Raw genomic sequence first — 20,871 nt, forward strand, 5'->3', positions numbered from 1 at the left:
CTAGAGGTCCAGTTCGGTCGCGGGCCCGTGGCCCTCGCGGATGAACCACTCGGTGCCGAACGCGTGCGCGAACGTGGGTTCGTCCAGCGACAGGAAGAACGACTGCTCGGAGATCTGCGAGGCGTGTGCGCGCATCGCCTTTCGCTTGACCTCCAGGTACTTCGTGACGTCGACGCCGACGTTGATCTGCGACTCCGGCACCGCGCCCTCGCCGAGCGGCGGCGGCTCCTCCATGTCGGCGAACCGGAACGCCTCGCGGAACTCCGACTCCCGCACCATTCCCTGGTAGACGGCCGGCGTGCCCGCGAGCTCCGCGGCCCGCATGCCCACCCGGTGCGCCTGGATGTGGTCCGGATGGCCGTAGCCGCCGAAGCTGTCGTACGTGGTGAACACCTGCGCGTCCTCCTCGACGAGGATCGCCGCGAGCTTCTGGGCGGCCTCCTCGACGTCCGCGGTCCAGAACGTCCCCGGCTGCCCGTTGAGCTCGTCGCCCATCATCCCGGAGTCGCGGTACCCCAGGAACTCCACGCGCGCGACCCCCAGCAGGTCCGCCGACGCGTGCGTCTCCACGACGCGGCGCTGCCAGAGCTCCTCGCCCTCCGCCAGGTCGTCCGGCACCACGCCGGCCTCCCCGCGCGTCGCGACGACGAGCACGACCCGGTGTCCCTCCTCGAACGCCTTGCGCATCACGCCACCCGTGACGATGCACTCGTCGTCGGGGTGGGCGTGGAACGTCACCAATGTCGCCATGTCCGCGACGTTACCCGCGAGTGGAACTTCGCCATTCCCCCGCGCCCCCGCGACTCTCTAAGGTGGGGAACAAACCCTCGGCCGCGGGGAGGACGCCGTGCGCGTGCTGTGCACAGTCGCGTTCTCGGCCGCCCATGCCCGAGCCACCCTGCCGCTGGTCGCGATGCTCACGTCACTCGGCCACGAGGTGCTGGTGGCGGGTCCTCCGTCGGTGTTGCGCGGCTTCGCGGACGAGCCGGTGCAGGTCGCCGCCGTGTTCCCCGAGGTCGCCGACCAGCTCGCGGACCTGTTGCAGGGCGAGGTTCTGACGCTCCCGCCGGACTACGACCCGTTCTCCGACGAGATGATCGTCGAGTTCGCGGCGGGCCCGCACATCACCGCGGCTGTCCAGGCGCTGCTGCCCGTCGCCACCGAGTTCCGGCCGGAACTGGTGCTGCGCGGCGGAATCGAGTTCGCGGGCCTGCTCGTCGCCGAGCACCTGGGCGTGCCGCACGTGACCACGCCGACCGGTGTCGGCCAGTACATGGACCGCCTGACGCTGCTGAACGCTCTGAACGAACGCCGCGCGGAACTGCGCCGGCCGCTGCACGAGTCCCTCGACTCGGCGCACCGGTACGGCCGGTTGGACGCGGTCCCGCCGGGCTACTCGTTCGCCCGCCAGCCGATGCCTCCCGCGTTCGCCTATCAGCAGCCGACGCACCACAGCGCCGGGGAACGGCTGCCGCAGTGGCTCGCGGACCTGGACCCGGCGCGGCCGCTGGTGGTGGCGTCGACCTCCACCTCGGGCGGGGTGTTCGAGTCCGAGTCGTCGCTGGAGCTGTTCGACTTCGACGCGCTGCCAGCGCAGGCCCTGGACCGCTCGCCGCTGGCCCACCTGGAGGCGATGGTGGCCGGACTGTCCTCTGTGGACTGCGAGGCGGTGGTGCTGACGGGCGGGTTGCCGGTGGAGGCCACGGCCTCGCACGTGCACCTGGTCGAGTCGTTGCCTCAGGCGTTGTTGTTGCAGAGCGCGGACCTGCTGGTGTCGCACGGCGGGTACAACTCGGTTCGCGAGGCGATGCGGGCCGGGGTGCCGTCGGCCGTGCTGCCGGTTCTGCACGATCAGATGCACAACGCTCATCGGGTCAGCGAGCTCCAGTTGGGCGTGCGGGTGCAGGACTTCGGCGCCGACGCGGTCGCGCACGCGTGCCGGCGCGCGCTGACGGACGACGGGATCAGGGCGGGCGTGCGGCGGGCGCAGCGGCACGTGCTGGGGTTGCCGTCGATCCGGGACGTCGCCGACTACCTGGAACGGATCGTGCACCGCAACCGGAAGCTGGTGCGGATGTGAAAGGGCGGCGCCTCCCCCAGATCTCAGGGATGGAAGGCGCCGCCCCTCGGCGAACTCGTGGAGCTATTGCAGGGTCAGGTTCCAGGAGTTGATGTACCCGGTGTCACCGGAGTACACGTCCTGGACCCGCAGCTTCCACGTGCCCGCCGCGACCTCGGACGAGGCGTTGACCGTGTAGGTCGCCACCACGTTGCCGGCACTGTCCGAAGAGGACGAGTTCTTCAGCCGGTAGGCGGTGCCGTCCGGCGCGATCAGGTCGATCACCAGGTCACCGCGGTAGGTGTGGACGATGTCCACGCCGACCTTGGTGGCCGAGGAGGCGTTGCCCGTCACCGTGGAGGTGATGGACGACGTCACGGCGGTGCCGCGGTCCGGGATGGCGACGTCGGTCGTGTTCTCCAGGCCACCGGAGGGCGGCGGAGTCGTGTCGACGGCGTTCACGGCCTTGGTGGCGTCCGCGAGGCCCGCGCCACAACCGCCGGAGCAGGTGCCGGGCAGCGGACGGGAGTTCGTCTTGATCAGGTCCTTGACCTGGGCCGGGGTCAGCGACGGCTTCTTCGCCACCAGCAGTGCCGCGAGGCCCGCGATGTGCGGGGCGGCCATCGACGTGCCCTGGTAGGGCTTGTAGTTCTCGGCACCGGGGGTGGTGGTGCCGGCGTTCAGCGTCGACCAGATGCCGTTCTCCGGCGTGGTGATGGTGCCGGGGGTGTCGGTGCCGCGACGGGTCTCGCCGCCGGGCGCCGCGATGTCGATGCGGGTGCCGAAGTTCGAGTAGAACGCCTTGTTGCCCTCACGGCCGGTCGCCGCGACGGTGATAACGCCGTTGCAGTTGGCCGGGGTGAAGTTGGCGACGTTGGCGTTCGAGTTGCCGGCCGCGACGACGACCGTGGTGCCGCGGTTGATGGCACCGTTGATCGCGTTCTGGTAGGTCGTCGAGCAGGACGACTGACCGCCCAGCGACATGTTGATGACCTTGGCGACGTTGGTGTTCGCGGGAACGCCGCTCACCGTGCCGCCGGACGCCCAGGTGATCGCGTCGGCGATGTCCGAGGTGGCGCCACCGCACTTGGCGAGCACGCGCAACGGCTGGATCTTGGCGTCGTAGGCGATGCCCGCGATGCCCTTGCTGTTGTTCGTGGACGCGGCGATCGTGCCGGCGACGTGCGTGCCGTGCCAGGACGAACCCTGGTCCGCGGCCGGAACGGGCTGGCCGTTGGCGTCCGTGCCGCACTCACCGCGTGCGGTCCAGTCGCCCTCGTCGGCCGGGTTGGAGTCACGGCCGTTGTTGTCACGAGCGCGCGCCGAATCGGAGACAAAGTCGTACCCCGCGACGACCTTGGACGCCAGATCGCTGTGCGCGACGTAGCCGGTGTCGATGACCGCGACGGTCACACCGGTGCCGGTGCTGCTGGACCACGCGCCGGGCACGTTCATGCCCGCGGTGGCCTCGAAGAGGTCCCACTGCCGGGAGTACTCGGTGTCGTTCGGGTCGGCGAACGGCTGCATCAGCAGGTCCGGCTCGACGTAGGCGACCTTCGGGTCGCTCTTGAACGCCTGGATCGTGCTGTCGGCGTTCGTGGTCTTCGCGCCGAGGTCGACGACGACCGCGCCACTCGCCGTGCGGCGGTGAACGGACTTGCCCTTCTTGCGGGCGTCGTCCGAGGCAGCGGTGTCGGACGAGGCCTCGGCGGTGCCGGGCTTGTAGCCGACGATCAGCCGCTCGAAGGGTCGGTTCACCTGGGTCGAGTCCGGCTGGGACTGGATCTGGCTTGGAGCGGCGTTGACGGGTGAGACAACGCTGAACACGGCGGCGGAAACTGCCGCGGCGCACAGGCTCGTGCGTCGCAATCCGTTCACGTGAGGTCCTTCCACGCAGGGCCTTCGCGTGCCGTTGAGGGCGTCAGTGTTCTGAACCGGCTGCGGAGGTGGAGGGACCGTAAGCCGGGTCACAGGCGCGAAAACAGGTCTAGCGGAGGCCGTTTAACGACACTGGCGTGTTCACGACAGGGGTATTGCGCTGAATGGCGCACAATGTGGCCGTGTTGGGACACCTGGGCGTCAACGCGGAACAGACCGCTGTTTACGAGCTTCTGGTAACGGGCGGCAGCCGCACGACCGACGAGATCGGCGCGTCCTCCGCCCTGCTGGAGTCGATGCGGGAGCTCGGCATGGTCCGGCACCTGCCCGGCGACGTGTGGCAGGCCGTCCCGCCCGACCTCGCCGTGGAGGCGCTGATCGCGGCCCGCGAGGAGGCCAACCGCCGGGCCCGCGCGGACGTCGGCCCGTTGATGGAGCTGTACCTGCGCAACCGCGACGAGGAGCTGGCGGACAACGCGTTCGTCGAGGTGGTGTCCGGAAAGGACGCCGTGCGCGATCTGTGGCGGACGCTGCTGGGCGGCGCGCGCGAGGAGGTCTGCGTCCTGGACCAGCCGCCGTACCTGTCGCCGCAGGAGGAGCACGCCGAGCTGGAGGACTCGACGCGGCAGCGCGACGTGCAGTGGCGGGTGGTCTACGACAGGTCCGCTGTGGACCTGCCGGGCCGTGTCACCGAGATCATCGAACTGGTCGCGGCCGGCGAACGGGCCCGCGTCACGCCGACGCTGCCGTTCAAGCTCGCCGTGATCGACGCGCACGCGGCCGTGCTGCCGGTGGCGTCCGGCGACGTGATCGACAAGGTGCTGCTGATCCGGCCCTCTGCCCTGCTGGACGTGCTGCGCTCGACGTTCGAGCTGTACTGGGACAAGGGAATCCCGTTCAGCCCCGGCGGCATCTACGCGGCGGCGGCCGACGTGGACCCGAACCTGCTCGGGCTGCTCGCCGCCGGGCTGACCGACGAGTCGATCGCGCGCCAGCTCGGGCTCGCGCCGCGGACCGTGCAGCGGCGGGTGCGGCAGCTGATGGACCGGTGCGGGGCGCAGACGCGGTTCCAGGCGGGCGTGCAGGCCATGCGGCGAGGCTGGCTGTAGCCGACGCAACCTCCGGTGATCTTGTGGCGTATTCACCCACAGCAAGCAAGTTCTCACCAGGGGGATTCAACAATGCGCATGCGCAAGGTGATGGCGGCTGCCCTGACGGGCCTCGCACTGATCGGTCTCGCGGGCACGGCATCGGCATCGGGTTCCGGGGACCTCGTGTGGCCACCGAAGGACGTCACGCCGGTCCACAAGACCAAGGCGGAGCTGGAGAAGCAGGCGGCCGGGTTCACCGCTCGCCAGCGGCAGACCTTCCCGAAGGTCTTCCACGGCGCGCAGAACGTCGCTCCCGGCAACTGGGGTGGCGAGGCCGAGGGTCTGTTCGACGACATGCAGTACCTGACCAACTGGACCGAGTTCACCGTCGGCGACCAGGGCCGCACGGTGTTCATGCAGGTCAACGCGCCGGGCTTCTTCCGGGAGTCGCCGGCGCAGCTCTGCGAGCGGGACAAGTGCACCGGCAGGACGAGCGACCACCGCGGTGGCGTGACGGTCTTCACCAAGAACGACCTGCACGGCATCACGGTCGCGTGGAACTTCCGCCGCAACGGTGAGGTGGTCTGGGCGCAGAGCTGGACGCCGGGCACCGAGGCGCAGCTGGCGGCCGTGGCCTCCGACCGCGCGTACACGTTCACGAGGTAGTTCCTGAGAGAGCGGGCGCTTCCGGTCATGGAGTCACCGGAAGCGCCCGCTCGATCAGCTGGCGACCTTGCGCGCGGCCACCAGCTGCCCGTCCGCGAACCCCTCGACGCGCACCTCGCGCCCGGTCGCGGTCAACGTCGCGGTGTGCGCGCCGTCGGTCACGTCCAGCGAGGTGGCGGGGCGGCCATCGACGTAGATGTCCACCCGGTCGAGGTTCACGGTGTCCAGGGAGACGGTCGTTCCCTCGACCGCCACTCCGAGCCGCCGCACCGGGAGCGCGGCCAGCAGTGAGCCCGCCCGTGCGAGCAGGTCCACGTTGCCCTGCAACAGGTCCGCGCGCGTGACCTTGTGCTGGTGCGTCGGGCGCACACCCAGGTCCTCCACCGGCGTGCCGGCGAGCTTGCCGACGCGCAACGTGCGGCGGATCGACACGCGCATGTTCGCCCTGTTGGGCAACGACTTGTACGGCGACTCGCCGTCGCCCGGCGCCGGGATCTTCAGCAGTGTCATCAGCAGCCCGTGCGTCCACACGTTCGCGCCGCCCGCGCCGGTGTTGTCGTCCACACCGAGGATCGGGCCCAGGTCGTGGTCGGCCCAGCCCGCGGCGAAGATGTCCGTGGCCGAGTAGCAGCGCGCGTCGGTGATCAGCAGTACCGGACCGTGGTACGTCTGGCCCACGGCGTTCGCGCCCTCGACCGGCGTGATCGTGTGCGAGCAGGAGAACGCCTGGCCCGTCTCGGTCGAGCTGTCGAGCGACGGGAACCACGGGCCGAGGTCGATCTGGCCGGTCGGGTTCTCGGCGTGGCGGCGGGAGATCCGCAGGTTCAGCGGCGTGCTCAGGAACTGCACGGGCTCCGGCTGCACGGGTCGTGGCGTCATCGTCTGGAGCAGGAACTCCGAGGCGAAGATGTGGCCGCCGCCGTTGTCGCGGACGTCGACGATGAGTCCGTTCTGCGGCAGGAGGTTCGCGAGCCGGACGAACTCGGCGAGGAACGCGTCCGGGTCGTCGACGCTGAACGTGAAGATCCGCAGGTGCCCGAACGTGCCGGACGGCGTGGTGATCGGACGCGCGCGGAACACGCCGGGCATCGTCGTCGCCACGTCCTGCGCGGCCATCGCGACCGCGCCACCGGCGGCCTCGGCCTGCACGACCTTGGGCGCGTGCAACAACTTCTTGGCGCGCGCCTTCTCGTCGGAGTCCAGGTCGACGCCCTGCGCGGCCGCGGCGGGGCTGAGCGAGTCGACGTCGGTCATCGGAGGGAGGTTCTCCGTGACCTGCCAGTCGACGCGGATGTCGGCGGCGGCGCCGGTCTCGTCGCGGTAGGTGACGACGACCCAGTCCTCGTCGGGCGGAAGTTGGATCACCAAGGGGCGCAACGTGAGCGACTCCAGGCCGCGAGCGTGGTTCGCGGCGGCGTTGCTGCCCGCGAAGACCGCGCCGTTCAACGCGACCGCGCGGGCGATCGGCGTGCCGTTCCAGTGCGTCACCTCGGCGCCGACCGCGAGGCCGTTGAAGTTCGCGACCGTGCGGGCGACGAGGTACTGCTCGGTGCCGTCGGCGGCGAAACAACGCTCCAGCTGGAACGGCAGGAAGGCGATCTTGCCCGCGAACGGCGCGGGCAGCAGGTAGTTCGTGTGCAGGTCGCGCACCGAGTGGAAGGTGCTCGACAGCTCGCGGTGGAACTGCCACTCGGCCTCGGCCGTGGCATCGGTCTGCCGTTCGAGTCTGGCTCGGAGCACCCTGAGTCTTTGCACAGGATTCACCGCGTGCATGGCGACCTTGAGAGGAAGGTGCGCGTAGTTCTGCTCCAGCAGGATCAGCGCCTGGTCGACGATGAGCTTGCGCTGCGCCAGGGTGAGGGTGCCCGCCGTCGCGAGGAACTCGGCGAGTCCGACGGAGTTTGCGACGTTCGGGTGAGCGGTTGTGGTCATGGTGGGGCCTCCTTGTCCAGTAGAGGCTTTCCAGGGCGCCTGGATACACCTGTTTCACCCGTTCGGCCGCTAACTGGAGCAGTTTTCAGGACGACAACTGGAGTAAAGGGGAGGCCGGTCATGAAGCCACGCGTCCTGGAGCTGCGCATCCACGGGGTCAACAACACACCCCCGGACGCGATGCTGGCCCTTCCCGAGCACGCCGTCGAACAGTTCCGCGGCGACCGGTTCGGCAGCTTCTGGCGGCCGAAGCCGGACAAGCTCGCCGAGCTGCCGGCGGAGCACCCCGGGCAGGTGCCCGCGGCCGTGCGGCGCGAGGCGTACTCGTGGGGCGGCATGGCGCGCAGCAGTCCGGGTGTGCCGGGCAGCGGGGTGCCGTCCGTGCTCGCGAACGCGCTGGGGCGCGTCGGATGGGCGCTGCTGCTGCCGTTCGGGCTGGCGAACGTCGCCTACTGGTCCCGGAAGCTCCCCGACGACTCGACACCGACGACCAGGCACATGGTGTGGTGGAACGCCGGGCGCGGCGCGGCCAGCACGCGGTTGTTCGGGCTGGGGCTGACGGTGTTGCTGGTGCTCGCGGTGTGCGAGGTGGCGATCGACGTCTACGCGATCCAGTGCTCGCTGCCCGGCACCACCTGCAAGCGGCTGCCGGACTTCCTGGACGTGCTCGGCGACCCCGCGCGGCACGTCAGGGTGCTCGCCGCGTCCGTCGTGCCGGTGTTGCTGCTGCTCGGGCTGGTGGCGCTGACCTCGTTGTCGCGCAGCAGGTACGAGCAGGCGACGATGCGGCGCAGGCCGGTGCGGCGGCCGGGCGTGATGCTCAGCAGGGCGTCGATGTGGGAGGGCAGCCCGCGGATCCGCCGGCTCACCCGGCTGCACATCTCGGCCGGGTGCTGCGTGGTGGTGCTGGTGACGAGCGCGCAGCTGTGGCGGCACGCGTTCTTCCTGGTGCTGACCGTGCTCGCGGCCGGGGTGCTGGCGGTCGTGATGGCGCGGGTCGTGGTGACGGCGACCGACTGCCCGGACGTGCCGTCGACCGAGAAGGGCGGCCTGTGGTCGTGGCTGCTGATGATCTCGGCGGTGCTCGTGCTGGTGGCGCACGGGTTCGGCCTGTACGCGATCGAGCCGGCCTTCGACGGGCCGTTGTGGCTGACGTCGTGGGGACCGCCGGTCGTCACGGTCGCGCTGCTCGGGTCCGTGCTGGCCGCGTGGTCGTGGCGGCGCAACGACGCCAAAGGGCCGTTGGTCATGCTCGTGCTGTTCGTGGCTTTCATGGTTGCCACGTACTGGGTTCCGCTCGCCTGGATCGGCGCGGTCGTGTTCGGCGGGGCGCTGGCGTGGCGGGCCCGGCCGCGTGCCGGTGACCAGTGGCAGGCCTGGCGCGGCGCCGGTCCCGGTGTGCTGCTGGGGTTGTCGCTGACGTCGTCGGTGACGCTGGCGACCGTGCTGGTGCTGACGTTCCGGGGCTGGATCGGCACGGGACTGCAGGCGCCGCCGTTCTACTCGTGGTTCAGCGCCGCGTTCGCCGTCGCACTGGTTCCGCTGGTGCTGCTGGTGCTCGCCCAGGCCGTCGTGCTGCTGTCGCGGCTGACCAAACCCGCCGTGCTCGACGACGAGGCCGAGGTGCTCGTCGTGCGGGTGCGGCACGTGGTCGCGGTGACGCACCGGGCGGAGAACGTCGCCGGGGTGCTGTCGACACTGGGCGTGCTCGCCCTGGTGCTGACCTGCTACCTGGCGTTCGCCTCGCCCGCGTGGTCGCAGTGGTCCGGTGTGACGTGGGTGGTGGGCAAGGGCGACTGGGTGACCGGGCTCGCCGGGGTCGCGGTGATCGGCTCGTTCGTCGGAGCCGGGATGCTGACCAACCGGCGGCCGCTCGGGCTGGTGTGGGACCTCATGTGCTTCCTGCCGCGCACCGCCCACCCGTTCGCACCGCCCTGCTACGCCGAGCGCGCGGTGCCGGAGATCGCGGACAGAACCCGCGAGTTCCTGGACGAGTCGCCTGATCACCGGGTGGTGCTGTCCGCGCACAGCCTGGGCGCCGTGCTGGCCGTGGCGGCGCTGTTCGCGTTGCCGGAGGGCTATCTCGAGCGCGTGCGGCTGCTCACCTACGGCGTGCAGCTGCGGCCGTACTTCGGGCGGATCTTCCCCGAACTGCTGGGACCTTCGGTCCTGGGCACACCGGACGTGCGCGCGGGCGCGATGTTCTCGTGCGATCCGTGGCGCCGGAATCCAGGCGATACACCGGAACGCGGGCTCACCACGTTGATGGGCAAGAACTGGATCAACCTGTGGCGCCGCACCGACTACCTGGGTTTTCCCGTGCACGGCTGGGAACCGAACGACCTCGACCGCCGCGCCGGCGAGACGAACGGGTCACCGGACAAAGTGGAGACTCACGGCGACTATCACCTGTGCGCGGCCTATCGAGACGCGCTCACGGAGCTCGCTCGCCCGATCTGAACCAGTCACCCGATCGTGGACGTGAAGGGGGTGGGAACCTGGAACGCAGTTGACTCAAGGAGAAACATGCGCACGACTGTGGCGACCCTCGTGGGAGCCGTACTGCTCACCGGAGGGCTGGCCGCCTGTTCGAGCGAGCCCGCACCCTCGTCCGCACCTCAGACCCAGGCCGTGAAACCGGTGGCCGAGACCGACGTGGCGGCACCTGCGGCGTCCGGTGACCAGCCGAAAGGCATCACCTACGACGTGGCGCGGATCCCGTTGGGCGCCAAGCTCTCGACCGGCTCGTCCGTCGCGAATGGACGGACCACGGTGGAGCTGAAGGTGTCCGGCCTGCTGCCGAACACGAAGTACGGCTCGCACGTGCACACCAAGCCGTGCGGCGCCAAGCCGGCCGACTCGGGCCCGCATTACCAGAACGAGAAGGACCCGGTGTCGCCGAGCGTCGACTCGAAGTACGCCAACGCGCAGAACGAGATCTGGCTGGACTTCACCACCGACGCGCAGGGTGCCGCGACCGGCACGGCGACGGTGAGCTGGGAGTTCCGCAAGGGCGAGGCGAACGCCGTCATCGTGCACGCCACGCACTCCAGCACCGAGCACGGCAAGGCGGGCACCGCTGGTGACCGCCTCGCGTGCCTCACCGCTGCGTTCTAACACGGCCCGGTCAGGGCCACTCCTCCCGCGAGGTGTGGTCCTGACATCGGTTCCAGCACCGCCGAACGCACGAGGTTCAGCACCTCGTGCCGGGGTCCGACGCGACGAACGAGCCCCCGCACGCACAGTTCCCGCAGGGACCGGCCGTGTTCGGGTTCGTCTCCCTCGGCCAGGCGCACCAGCAGCCGCCGCCCGTCGTCGTCCAATGTGGACAGCGAGCGGCGCAGCGAGTCGCGCAGGTGTGCCGAGGTCGGGTCGAGCGGGTTGGTCCGCAGCCGGTCCAGCAGGTGCTGCGGCGAGTAGACCATGAACCACCCGGCCGCGAACTCCAGTGCGGACGGCAGCCCGTCCAGTTCGTGCACGAGACCCATGAGCGCGGCCTGGTTGGCCGGCTCGGGCTTGAACGCCGGCCGCACCCGGCGCACGTGCGTGAGCAGCAACCGCATCGCGGCGTCGTCGGCCAGCGCTCCCAGCGGGAACAGGTGCTCGTCGGCCAGCCCGGTCGGCGCGAGTGCCGTGACGACGACCCGCAGTCTCGGGTGCGCCTCCAGCAGGCGCGGGTCCGGCCGGTGATCGGTGACGAGGACCGTGTCCTGGTCGTCGGCGACGGACGGGCTCGCCTGCGCCGGGTGCCACAGGACCGACCAGCCGTGCCGGAAGTGCAGCTCGCCCGCGACCTCCAGGGCGAGCCGGGTCTTGCCGACGCCGCTGACGCCGGTGACGGTGACCAGCCGCCGCGACTCGTAGCCTCCGGCCTCCGGCCGTCCCTCCGTCAGCAACGCCGCCAGCGCCGCAGCCTCCGCCTCCCGTCCCACGATCATCCCGGCGGGCCCGGCCGGTGCGGGCGGTGCCACGGCGGTGCGGCCCGCGGATCGGCCTCCCGCCTGTTGCAGGTCCGCGCGGCTGCCGTCGTCGAGCCGCAGCCCGTCGGCGAGCAGGCGCACCGTCTCGGCTCGCGGTGAGCGGGTGCGACCGCATTCCAGGTCGCGGATGGCCCGCACGCTCACCATCGCGAAGTCAGCCAGCTGTTGCTGGGTGAGGCCCGCGCCGATGCGGTGCGTGCGCAGCAGTTCTCCGAACTCCCTCATCCCGTTCCCCTCCCTCGGACATCGAGTCTCGGGTGAATCGGCCGCCGAAACATGGGTGGCGATCCCCCATATTCACGTCCGCCCGCAAATCTGGGGGGTTGGTCCCCATGTGCCGCCCGCCCGCGCGTGCGAGGTTGGCCGGGTGACCTCCGCGGCCGAGACCAGCACCGGCGAGAGCTGGACAGCGGCTTTCGCGCACGCTCTGCGCCCGCTGATCGACGCGTCCCGCACGGAGGTCGCGCCGCCGTTCGACGCGGCGTTCGCCGAGCAGCTCGGCCGCCGGCTGGTGGCCATCGCGGCGCGGACGCTCGTGCTGGAGCTGCACCAGGCGCGCGACACGCTGACCGGGCCCAGCAGCTCCGAGCGGTTCGTCGAGTTCACCCGGACGCTGAGCCTGTCGTCGGTCTTCAACCGCTACCCGGTGCTGGCGCGGTTGCTCGCGCAGGCCTGTGAGCAGGCGGTCTCGACCCACCACGAGCTGTCGTCGCGGTTCACCCGCGACCGCCGGGAGATCATCCGGACGATCTTCGAGAACGACGATCCCGGCGCGTTGATCTCCATCGAGATGGGCCAGGGCGACGCGCACCGGCAGGGCCGGACCGTGGCCATCCTGACCTTCGAGTCCGGTCAGAAGCTGATCTACCGGCCGCGACCGGTCGGGCTGCACGCGCGGTTCCAGGAGCAGCTCGACTGGCTCTCCCAGCGAACCGGACTCGACTTCCGCACACCGCGGCTCCTCCCCCGCGACGGCTACGGCTGGCTGGAGCACATCCCGTACGAGCCGTGCGCGGACGTGGCCGGGGTCGCCGAGTTCTACAAGAGGCTCGGCGCGCTGCTCGCGTTGCTCTACGCGGTCGACGGCACCGACATGCACTACGAGAACCTCATCGCGTGCGGTGACCAGCCGGTGCTCGTGGACGTCGAGACGCTGTTCCACCCCACGCTCACACCGGACACGGATCCCGCGACGCTCGCGCTGGTGCGTTCGGTGCACCGCACGGCCCTGCTCCCCCACGTGCTGCTGGGCGACAACGGGGTCGCGGACGTGTCCGGGGTCGGCGGTGATCACGGCGTGCTGTCGCCGTTGGACGCGGTCGACTGGGCCGACGCTGGAACCGACCGGATGCGGCTGGTCAGGCGCCCCAAGACGTCGTCGGGGGCGCTCAACCGGCCCCTGCTTCACGGTGAGCCCGCCGAACCCGCCGACTACCAGGACTCGCTGCTGGCCGGGTTCCGCGCGGGCTACGACGCGATCGTGGCGCATCGCGACGAACTGCTGCGGCTCGTGCGGGAGTGCGTGAACGAAGAAGTGCGGTTCGTGGCACGCGCGACACGGCAGTACGCGCGGTTGCTGGACGAGTCGACGCATCCGTCCGTGCTGGCCGACGCGCTCGACCGCGACCTGGCGTTCGGCGTCCTCGTGGTCGACGATCCGCTGCTCGACCGGCTGGTGCCGTTCGAGGTCTCCGACCTGTGGCGCGGTGACGTGCCGCTGTTCACGTGCCGGCCCGGGTCGACCGACCTGTGGACCGCGTCCGGGCTCCGGCTTCCGGGGATGCTGCCGGAGCCCGGACTGCACGCCGTGACGCGCAAGATCCTGGCGATGAGCGAGGTCGACCGGCACGACCAGCAGTGGGTGATCACGGCCCTGCTGGCGTCTCGGCCGCGCCCGGTGTCGCACCACAGCGGCGTCGCGGTGTCCGGGCACGTCGCGCCGGTCGATCCGGATCCGGCCCGGCTGCTGGTCGCCGCGTGCGGGATCGCCGACCAGATCCTCGCGCACGCGGTCACCGGCAAGGACCGCGTCAACTGGCTCGGGCTCGAACTGGTCGACGACCGGCACTGGACGGTGCAGCCGCTCGGCGCCGGTCTGTCCAACGGCTACACGGGCGTGGCGCTGTTCCTGGCCGAGCTGGGCGCGCTGACCGGCGCCGCGCGCTACGAGGAGTTCGCACGCGACGCCCTGCGGCCGTTGCCGGCGCTGCTGGAGATGTTCGCCGGGGAACCGGAGCTCGTCACGGCGGTCGGCGGCGGAGTCCACGGCCTGGGCGGCATTTGCTACGGGCTCGCGCGTCTCACTTCGCTGCTCGGCCTGGACAGCGAACTGGTGGCGCAGGCCGTTCGGCTGATGCCGAAAGAAGATTCGTCGCTCACCGTCGTGGACGGCGTAGCGGGCTCGTTGGCCGCGATGCTCGCCGTGGGCACGCCGGATTCGCTCGCGCTGGCCGATCACTACGCCTCTACTCTGCGTGGCGCTATTTGTCCCACCAATGGTTTCGCCCGTGGCCATGCGGGAATCGGATGGGCGCTGAGGCGTTACGCGGCAACGGTTCGTGACGAGTTATCTGACGTGACCGCACGATCGTTCCTGGAGAGCGACGCCATCGACCCGACCGACACCGGCTGGTGCACGGGTCTGGCCGGTGTCGCGCTCGCCCGGGACGACGAGCGCCTGACAGGCTTGCTGGCGTCCAGGAAACCGTTGCGGGACATGAGTCTCTGCCACGGCGAACTGGGTGTCGTCGAAGCACTGGCCGCGCACCACCCCAGCGCCGCGACCCGTCGCACGGCGTTGTTGCTGGGAGCACTGGAGGAACACGGCGCACACTGCGCCACCCCGGGCGGTGTGCCGTCACCAGGCCTGTTCACGGGCCTGGCCGGCATCGGTCACGGCCTGCTGCGCCAAGGGTTCCCGATCCCGTCGGTCCTGCTACTGCAATCGTCACCTGACAAAGAGGAGTGCACCTGATGAACGAGTCCCTGCACCGCACGGCCGACCAGCCCGAACAGGCCGAGCACGCGATCGGGGAGATGGAGCTCGCGCCGAAGACCTTCGCGGGTGCGCGGGCGCGTGCGCTGATGGGTGTGACCATGGCGATGAGCGCGTTCGTGGCGATCACACCCGCGATCTCGGACACCACGGTGAGCGACAAGTAGGAAACTTTCACCCCTAATACGCCTGGGCAGCCGATACGGAGAACTGCACAGGACCGTTAGGGTCCAGACATGCAGACCCGAGCGCCCCACGTGGTCGGCCGTGATCGCGAGGTCACGGCCATCACGAGGGCACTCGAACACACGCGCGAGTCCCGTGGCGGCGCCGTCTTCCTCACCGGGGAGGCGGGGATCGGCAAGTCCAGACTCGCCCGGTACGCGGCGGGCCACGCGTACGACGAGGGCATGCGGGTGCTCAAAGGACGCGGCACGACCATCGGGCCGATGGTGCCGTTTCGTCCAATCGCGGAAGCACTTCTGGGTCTCTTCCGCGGCGAACCGCCGGACGACTCCGCGCTCGGCCCGTACAAACCGGTGCTGGGCACGCTGATCCCGGAGTGGCACGACCACCGGTCCACGAAGGAATCCGTCGTGGTCCTGGCAGAGGCGGTGCTCCGGCTGCTCGCGTCCGTCGCGCGCAAGACGCCATGCCTGCTCGTGCTCGAGGACCTGCACGAGGCGGACGCGGAGACGCTCGCGGTCGTGGAGTACCTGGCGGACAACCTGGAGGACCAGCCGGTCCTGCTGCTCGCCACGATCCGCACCGAACCCGGCCACGCGCTGGAACTCGTGCACCGGATGGGACAACGCGGGTCCGGCAGGCTGGTGGAGCTGCGCCGGCTCTCGCAGGACGAGGTCGGGCAGATGACGGCCGCCTGTCTGGACAGCGCGCTGATCCCGGCGGAGCTCGTCGATCGCTTGTGGACGGACAGCGCCGGAAACCCGTTCGTCATCGAGGAACTGCTGCACGGCATGGTGAGCGGCGGCCTGCTCGTGGCCGGGGCGCACGGCTGGCAGGTGCTGGGCGAGCTGAAACTGCCGGTGCCGGCGGCGTTCGTGCGCAGCGTCGCGCACCGCACGGACAGGCTGGGGCCGCAGGGCCGCGAGGTGCTGTCCATCGCGGCGGTGCTGGGCCACCGGTTCCCGCTCTCCGTGGTGCAGAAGGTGACCGGCACCGACGACCGCGAACTGCTCAGCCACCTGCACGCCGGGGTCGCCGCGCAGCTCGTGACGCCGGACGAGCCCGCCCCCGACTGGTACGCGTTCCGGCACCCGCTCACCGCGGACGCGTTGCTGGCCCACCTGACCCCGGCCGAACGCGTGGACCTGTCGTGGCGCACGGCCGACGCGATCGAGGACCTGCACGCCGGGCTGCCCGGCGACTGGTGCCCGCTCGTCGCGAAGCTGCGGTTCGACGCCGGATCTCGGACCCAGGCGGGACTTCTGTTCGCCGAGGCGGGCAGACGGGCGTTGGCCGGTGGCGCGGCGGAGTCGGCCGTCACGTTGCTCGACCGCGCGCAAAGCCTGCTGACCGACGAGGCCGGCGCCCGCGCCGACGTGCTGGACACGCTGCTGCCGGCGCTGGCCGAGACGGGCGACTTCGAACGCGCCTTCGCCCTGGAGATGAACGATCTCCAAGTCCTGGACGGCCCGCGCCGCGCGAAGCTCCACACGCGACTGTCCCGCGTCGCCTACCTCGCCGGCTGGTTCACCGAAGGCGTGGAACAGGTACGCGTCGCGAGGACGTTGCTCGGGCCGGACGCGCCCGACGAGCTGGCCGCGCAGCTGGACGTCAACTCCGCCTACCTGACGCTGAACATCCCGAGCGCCGACCGGATCTCCTCGGCGGCGGGCCTCGCCAGGCAGGCGGCCTCGGCGGCGGACCGGGCGCAGTTGCCGATGGTGGCGTGCGAGGCGTGGCAGCTGCTCGGGATCATCGCGCGCGAGCAGGACATCGAGGAGGCGAACACCTGCTTCAGCAAGGCTCTCGCGCTCGCGGACGCGCACCAGATGCCGATCCAGCACGTCTACGCGCTGGTTCGCCTGGCGGGCAACGACTGGCTTCAGCACGGCAGCACCGCGTCGCTCGGCCGCACGCACGCCGAGGCGTGCCGCACGGGCGCGATCACGGTGGCGCACAACGTGGACGCGATCCTGGCGTTGCAGTCCGTGCTGACCGGCGACTACGCCGTGGCGGCAGACGAGATCGACCGCTGCCTGCGCACGACGACCCGCCTGCGGTTCCACGCGCTGACCCGCTATCTGTTGATGGCGAAGGCAACGCTGGCCGCGCATCGGGGCAACCGCGCCGAAACCGACGACGCCATCAGCGAGTTCGAGGCGGTCGCTAAGAGCGGGGCGCAGGAGTACCCGCTCTGCTTCGGGCTCGCCCGCGCGTTCTGCGCCCTGCTGGAGGAGAACCACGCGCTGGCGATGGCGGAGCTCGACCGCGCGCTCGCGCTGGAATCCCAGAACCCCACCACGTTCCATCTCTCCGGCACGCACGGCATGCGCGTGCTGCTCGGTGTGCTCGACGGCCGGTTCGGCTGGTCGGACTACTGGGAGCTGACCGCGGCCTCCGCGTCGGGAATGCGGTGGAACCGGCAGTTCACCGAGCTGGCGCACGCCGTTCTCCTCGGCCGCGACAACCGGTTCGCCGAGGCGCTGGAAGCCTTCCAGCTCGCCCAGGAAGCCTCGGAACTGTATCCATTGGCGAGACATCTGGGGCGGCGGCTGATCGCGGCGGAGGCGGCGGAGTGGGGCGATCCGGTGTCCTGGCTGCGTTCGGCGGAGGAGTACTTCCACCAGGCCACGATCCCGGCGGTCGCGTCGGCGTGCCGTGGCCTGCTGCGCCAGGCCGGAGCGCCGGTCCAGCAACGCCGCAACGGCACGGAACAGGTGCCGCGGCAGCTGCGCGGGCACGGCGTGACGGTGCGCGAGTTCGAGGTGTTCGTGCTGCTCGCCGACCGAATGGGCAACAAGGCGATCGGCACCCGGCTGCACATCTCGCCGCGTACGGTGGAAAAGCACGTCGCCTCGCTCATCGCGAAGACCGGCCAGCCCGACCGTGAAGCGCTTTCCACCTACGCCGCCGCGTTCGGACGTTAGTTTCGATCTGGGCCGAAACGTCGATGCGACATCGGCCGAAAGACTGATGCAACCTCCGGGACCTATCGGGTGTCCTTATCGGTAGGTTGGTCGAAACGACATGGGGGACGTTCGTGCGCAAAATTGTTCTCGCGCCGCTGTGCGCGCTGGTCACGGTGACCGTGGCTGCGTGCAGTCCGTCAGGTCCGGAACAGACCAATCCGGAGCTGGCACCGCGCGGTACGCCGATGACCAAGGTCAAGCCCACCAGGCAGGACCTGACCACCAAGATCAGCATCACCGGCAAGGTCGAGATGAACCCGACGTTCGGGCTCGTCGCGCCGGTCGCGGGCGAGGTGCGGTACTTCGACGTCCCGGCGCCCAACGGCACTCCGACCAGGCCCATCCGGGTCGCCACGGTGTGGAAGGACCAGACGCCGAACTACGTCGAGGCGCCGCCGGGGTCCACGTTCAGCGGCAGGCTCGTCGACGACAAGGCGACGGTGACGGCGGGCATGCCGATCGCGTCGGCCAAGCACGTCGGCTACGCGATCGTCGGCGACATCGACGGCCAGCAGGCGTACAAGATCAACGGCGCGCTCACCGACGTCGTGGTGCAGATCAAGAACGGCCCCGGCCCGTTCCCGTGCACGGTGCTCGGCACGATCGCCGCGCTGCCACAGGGCACCATCCCGGAGAAGCCGCCGGCCACGCCGGACACCAAGGACGAGAAGAAGGACCAGCCGCAGCAGACCCAGCCCAAGGACCAGCCGCAGCAGCCGAGCACCTCCACGGGCCTGCGCATCGTGTGCACCGCTCCCGCGGACGTGCAGATGATCAACGGCGCCAGCGCGTCGATCGAGGTCACCACCGGCAAGTCGGCGCAGGCGCTGGTCGTTCCGGTCGAGGCGGTCGCGGGTTCGCAGGGCAAGGGCAAGGTCGACGTCATCGCGGGCGACGGTTCGCGCCGCACCACGGACGTGACGCTGGGCCTGACCGACGGCAAGGTCATCGAGGTCAAGTCGGGTCTCACCGGTGACGAGGAACTGGCCGTGCCGGGACCGAACCTGCCCGAGGGCCAGCAGCAGGGCGGCGACCAGACCAAGCCGACGGGTCCGTGATGACGCAGTCCTTCGATCAACCCACGGTTCAGGTGCAGGCACCGCTGCTGCAGCTCAACGGCATCACGAAGGTTCTCAAGGGGCAAGGGGAACCGCGCACGATCCTGTCCGGCGTGGACTTCACCGTCCATCCTGGACAGAGCGTGGCGATCCTCGGCCGTTCCGGCTCCGGCAAGTCGACGCTGCTGTCGCTGATCGGGCTCTTCGACCGCGCCGACGAGGGCCAGTACTTCCTGCACGGCAACGACATCACGAAGCTGCCCGAGCGCAGGGCCGCGGCGTTGCGCAGCGCGGAGTTCGGGTTCGTGTTCCAGCGCTTCTTCCTGCTCAAGCACCTCACCGCGGCGCAGAACGTGGCGATGGCGCTGGTCAACGGCCAGGGCTGGTCGGCGCGGCGCAAGCGCAAGCAGCAGGTGATGGAGGCGTTGGAGCAGGTCGGCATCGCGCACCTCGCGAAGTCCAAGCCCACCAGGCTTTCCGGTGGTGAGCAGCAGCGCGTGGCGATCGCCCGCGCACTCGTGCGGCAGCCGCGGATCATCCTCGCCGACGAGCCCACGGGCGCGCTCGACACGGAGACCGGCAACCTCGTCGTCGAGGTGCTGCTCAACACGACCAGGCAGGGCTGTGGCCTCGTGCTGGTGACGCACGACCACGACCACGCGCGCAAGATGGGCCGCGTGATGGAGCTCCGCGACGGGCGGTTCAACTGATGCTTTCCGGCAAGTTCCGGTCCGCCCTGGTCATCGGCGGACAGGGCATCCGCGCCCGAAAACTGCGCACGTTCCTCTCGATGGTCTCGCTGTTCCTCGGTGTTCTCGCCGTCGTGGCCGTGCAGGCGGGGTCCGAGATCGCCGAACGCGCGATGCTCACCGACGTCGAGCTGCAGTCCGGCAAGGACGGCACGATCCGGGGTTACGTCCCCGGCGAGAAGGGCGCGCCGGCGATCGTCGAGTCCACGCTGAAGGGCCGCACCGACGCCGTCGCGATGATCAGCTCGAACGCGATCATCGGCGAGCCCGGTGTGCGGCCGATCAACGAGGGCGGCATGCCGTTCGAGTACGCGGGCCAGGGCCGCGGCTACTACGGCCCGACGATGATCTGCGACTCCAACGGCTCGTGCCAGGAGCAGAAGCAGCCGGAGAAGAAGCCGGACGGCCAGGCCATCGAGGTCAGCATGGTCGCGCTGACCGGCGACATCCGCGCGTTCAAGCCGTTCCGCCCGGTCTCCGGCAGCTGGCTCGACTTCGGGTCCGCGCCGGCGCTCGCTCCCCGGATCGTGCTGAACGAGGAGGCCGCCAAGGGTCTGCGGCAGTACCGCGTCCCCGGCGAGATGACGATCGAGGGCGCCACCCACCACGTGACGCCGCAGATCATCGGTGTGGTGCAGGACGGCGACATGCAGCCGCGCGTCTACATGCGGCTCGACGAGCTGCGCACGTGGATGCCGTCCGCCACCGAGACCACCAACTCGAACCAGTACCGCGGCGGCGGCACGAGCCTCGACCTGTTCCTGCAACCCGGCTCGGACGACCTGCAGCAGCTGCTCAAGGCCAAGCTCATCGGCGCGGGCGTGTCCCAGGAGCAGATGCAGTTCCAGGCGGTGAAGTCCAAGGAGCGCATGGAGTCCGAGCTGAGGATCATGCGTCTGATCTTCCTCGGCATGGCGTTCCTGGTGTTGCTGATCGGTGTCGCGGGCATCCTGAACGTCGGTCTCGCCACGGTCGGCGAGCGCGTCGAGGAGTTCGCACTACGCCGCGCGGTCGGCATGTCGCGGTTGCTGCTCGCGGGAATCGTGCTCGCGGAGACGTTGCTGACCGGTCTGCTGACCGCCGCGCTGGCGATCGGCGCGGGCGCCGCCGGGTTGCAGGTGGCGCTGATGATGTTCGGCAGCAGGTTCCCGTCGCTGGTGGGCACCGCCTTCCCGTGGGAGGCGGGTGTCGCCGGCGTGATCGCGGGCCTCATCGCCGGTGTGCTGGGTGGGCTCATCCCGGCCATCCGGGCGGCGCAGATCCCGATCGCCACAGTCATGCGGGCCTAGTCCTTGGCCCGTTGCCGGC

Annotated in this window: 15 protein-coding genes; 11 read left to right on the forward strand and 4 right to left on the reverse strand. The window is 70.2% G+C overall.

The features are described 5' to 3' along the window. Nucleotides 1–750: a PIG-L family deacetylase gene (locus BM417_RS03160; protein WP_093588182.1), complete on the reverse strand. Its 750-nt coding sequence runs from the start codon at nucleotides 748–750 to the stop codon at nucleotides 1–3. 97 nt (nucleotides 751–847) lie between these two features. Between BM417_RS03160 and BM417_RS03165 the strand changes: the two genes are divergently transcribed. Then, nucleotides 848–2,080 carry a glycosyltransferase gene (locus BM417_RS03165; RefSeq protein WP_093588183.1) on the forward strand — a complete coding sequence of 411 codons (1,233 nt, stop codon included), beginning with the start codon at nucleotides 848–850 and terminating at the stop codon, nucleotides 2,078–2,080. Between the two features lie 63 nt (nucleotides 2,081–2,143). On the opposite strand, the gene BM417_RS03170 is transcribed toward BM417_RS03165, so the two are convergent. Further along, nucleotides 2,144–3,937 carry a S8 family peptidase gene (locus BM417_RS03170; protein ID WP_218164303.1) on the reverse strand — a complete coding sequence of 598 codons (1,794 nt, stop codon included), beginning with the start codon at nucleotides 3,935–3,937 and terminating at the stop codon, nucleotides 2,144–2,146. A 182-nt stretch (nucleotides 3,938–4,119) separates the two neighbouring features. Here BM417_RS03170 and BM417_RS03175 point away from each other — a divergent pair, with 182 nt between their 5' ends. Further along, complete coding sequence (locus BM417_RS03175) at nucleotides 4,120–5,046, forward strand: LuxR C-terminal-related transcriptional regulator (RefSeq protein WP_143138476.1); 927 nt, start codon at nucleotides 4,120–4,122, stop codon at nucleotides 5,044–5,046. A 72-nt stretch (nucleotides 5,047–5,118) separates the two neighbouring features. Further along, nucleotides 5,119–5,694: a hypothetical protein gene (locus BM417_RS03180; RefSeq protein WP_143138477.1), complete on the forward strand. Its 576-nt coding sequence runs from the start codon at nucleotides 5,119–5,121 to the stop codon at nucleotides 5,692–5,694. 54 nt (nucleotides 5,695–5,748) lie between these two features. On the opposite strand, the gene BM417_RS03185 is transcribed toward BM417_RS03180, so the two are convergent. Further along, nucleotides 5,749–7,626: a S41 family peptidase gene (locus BM417_RS03185; protein ID WP_093588186.1), complete on the reverse strand. Its 1,878-nt coding sequence runs from the start codon at nucleotides 7,624–7,626 to the stop codon at nucleotides 5,749–5,751. A gap of 120 nt (nucleotides 7,627–7,746) precedes the next feature. Between BM417_RS03185 and BM417_RS03190 the strand changes: the two genes are divergently transcribed. Together BM417_RS03190 and BM417_RS03195 are read left to right on the forward strand one after the other, a co-directional pair. Further along, on the forward strand, nucleotides 7,747–10,086 hold the full coding sequence (locus BM417_RS03190; RefSeq protein WP_093588187.1) for a hypothetical protein: 2,340 nt from the start codon (nucleotides 7,747–7,749) through the stop codon (nucleotides 10,084–10,086). A 66-nt stretch (nucleotides 10,087–10,152) separates the two neighbouring features. Further along, nucleotides 10,153–10,743: a superoxide dismutase family protein gene (locus BM417_RS03195; RefSeq protein WP_093588188.1), complete on the forward strand. Its 591-nt coding sequence runs from the start codon at nucleotides 10,153–10,155 to the stop codon at nucleotides 10,741–10,743. On the opposite strand, the gene BM417_RS03200 is transcribed toward BM417_RS03195, so the two are convergent. Then, a complete protein-coding gene (locus BM417_RS03200) occupies nucleotides 10,740–11,831 on the reverse strand; it encodes a helix-turn-helix domain-containing protein (RefSeq protein ID WP_093588575.1) in 1,092 nt (363 codons plus the stop codon). The two genes, BM417_RS03195 and BM417_RS03200, sit on opposite strands and share 4 nt — an antisense overlap. A gap of 142 nt (nucleotides 11,832–11,973) precedes the next feature. Here BM417_RS03200 and BM417_RS03205 point away from each other — a divergent pair, with 142 nt between their 5' ends. The 6 genes from BM417_RS03205 (at nucleotide 11,974) to BM417_RS03230 (ending at nucleotide 20,852) form a co-directional block, all read left to right on the forward strand. After that, complete coding sequence (locus BM417_RS03205) at nucleotides 11,974–14,580, forward strand: type 2 lanthipeptide synthetase LanM family protein (RefSeq protein ID WP_177320253.1); 2,607 nt, start codon at nucleotides 11,974–11,976, stop codon at nucleotides 14,578–14,580. After that, entirely contained in the window at nucleotides 14,580–14,768 is a 189-nt protein-coding gene (locus BM417_RS03210; protein WP_143138478.1) for a hypothetical protein, read from the forward strand. Before BM417_RS03205 ends, BM417_RS03210 begins: the two co-directional genes overlap by 1 nt. A gap of 69 nt (nucleotides 14,769–14,837) precedes the next feature. After that, nucleotides 14,838–17,714: an AAA family ATPase gene (locus BM417_RS03215; RefSeq protein ID WP_093588191.1), complete on the forward strand. Its 2,877-nt coding sequence runs from the start codon at nucleotides 14,838–14,840 to the stop codon at nucleotides 17,712–17,714. Nucleotides 17,715–17,827: 113 nt separating this feature from the next. After that, nucleotides 17,828–18,814 (forward strand): efflux RND transporter periplasmic adaptor subunit, encoded by a 987-nt coding sequence (locus tag BM417_RS03220; protein WP_093588192.1) that lies wholly within the window; start codon nucleotides 17,828–17,830, stop codon nucleotides 18,812–18,814. Beyond that, nucleotides 18,814–19,524 carry an ABC transporter ATP-binding protein gene (locus BM417_RS03225; protein ID WP_093588193.1) on the forward strand — a complete coding sequence of 237 codons (711 nt, stop codon included), beginning with the start codon at nucleotides 18,814–18,816 and terminating at the stop codon, nucleotides 19,522–19,524. Before BM417_RS03220 ends, BM417_RS03225 begins: the two co-directional genes overlap by 1 nt. After that, nucleotides 19,524–20,852, forward strand: a complete 1,329-nt coding sequence (locus tag BM417_RS03230) for an ABC transporter permease (protein WP_093588194.1) — start codon at nucleotides 19,524–19,526, stop codon at nucleotides 20,850–20,852. The genes BM417_RS03225 and BM417_RS03230 overlap by 1 nt, the downstream gene beginning before the upstream one ends. Nucleotides 20,853–20,871 lie beyond the last annotated feature (19 nt).

This window comes from Lentzea waywayandensis, from assembly GCF_900115955.1.
Taxonomy (GTDB): domain Bacteria; phylum Actinomycetota; class Actinomycetes; order Mycobacteriales; family Pseudonocardiaceae; genus Lentzea; species Lentzea waywayandensis.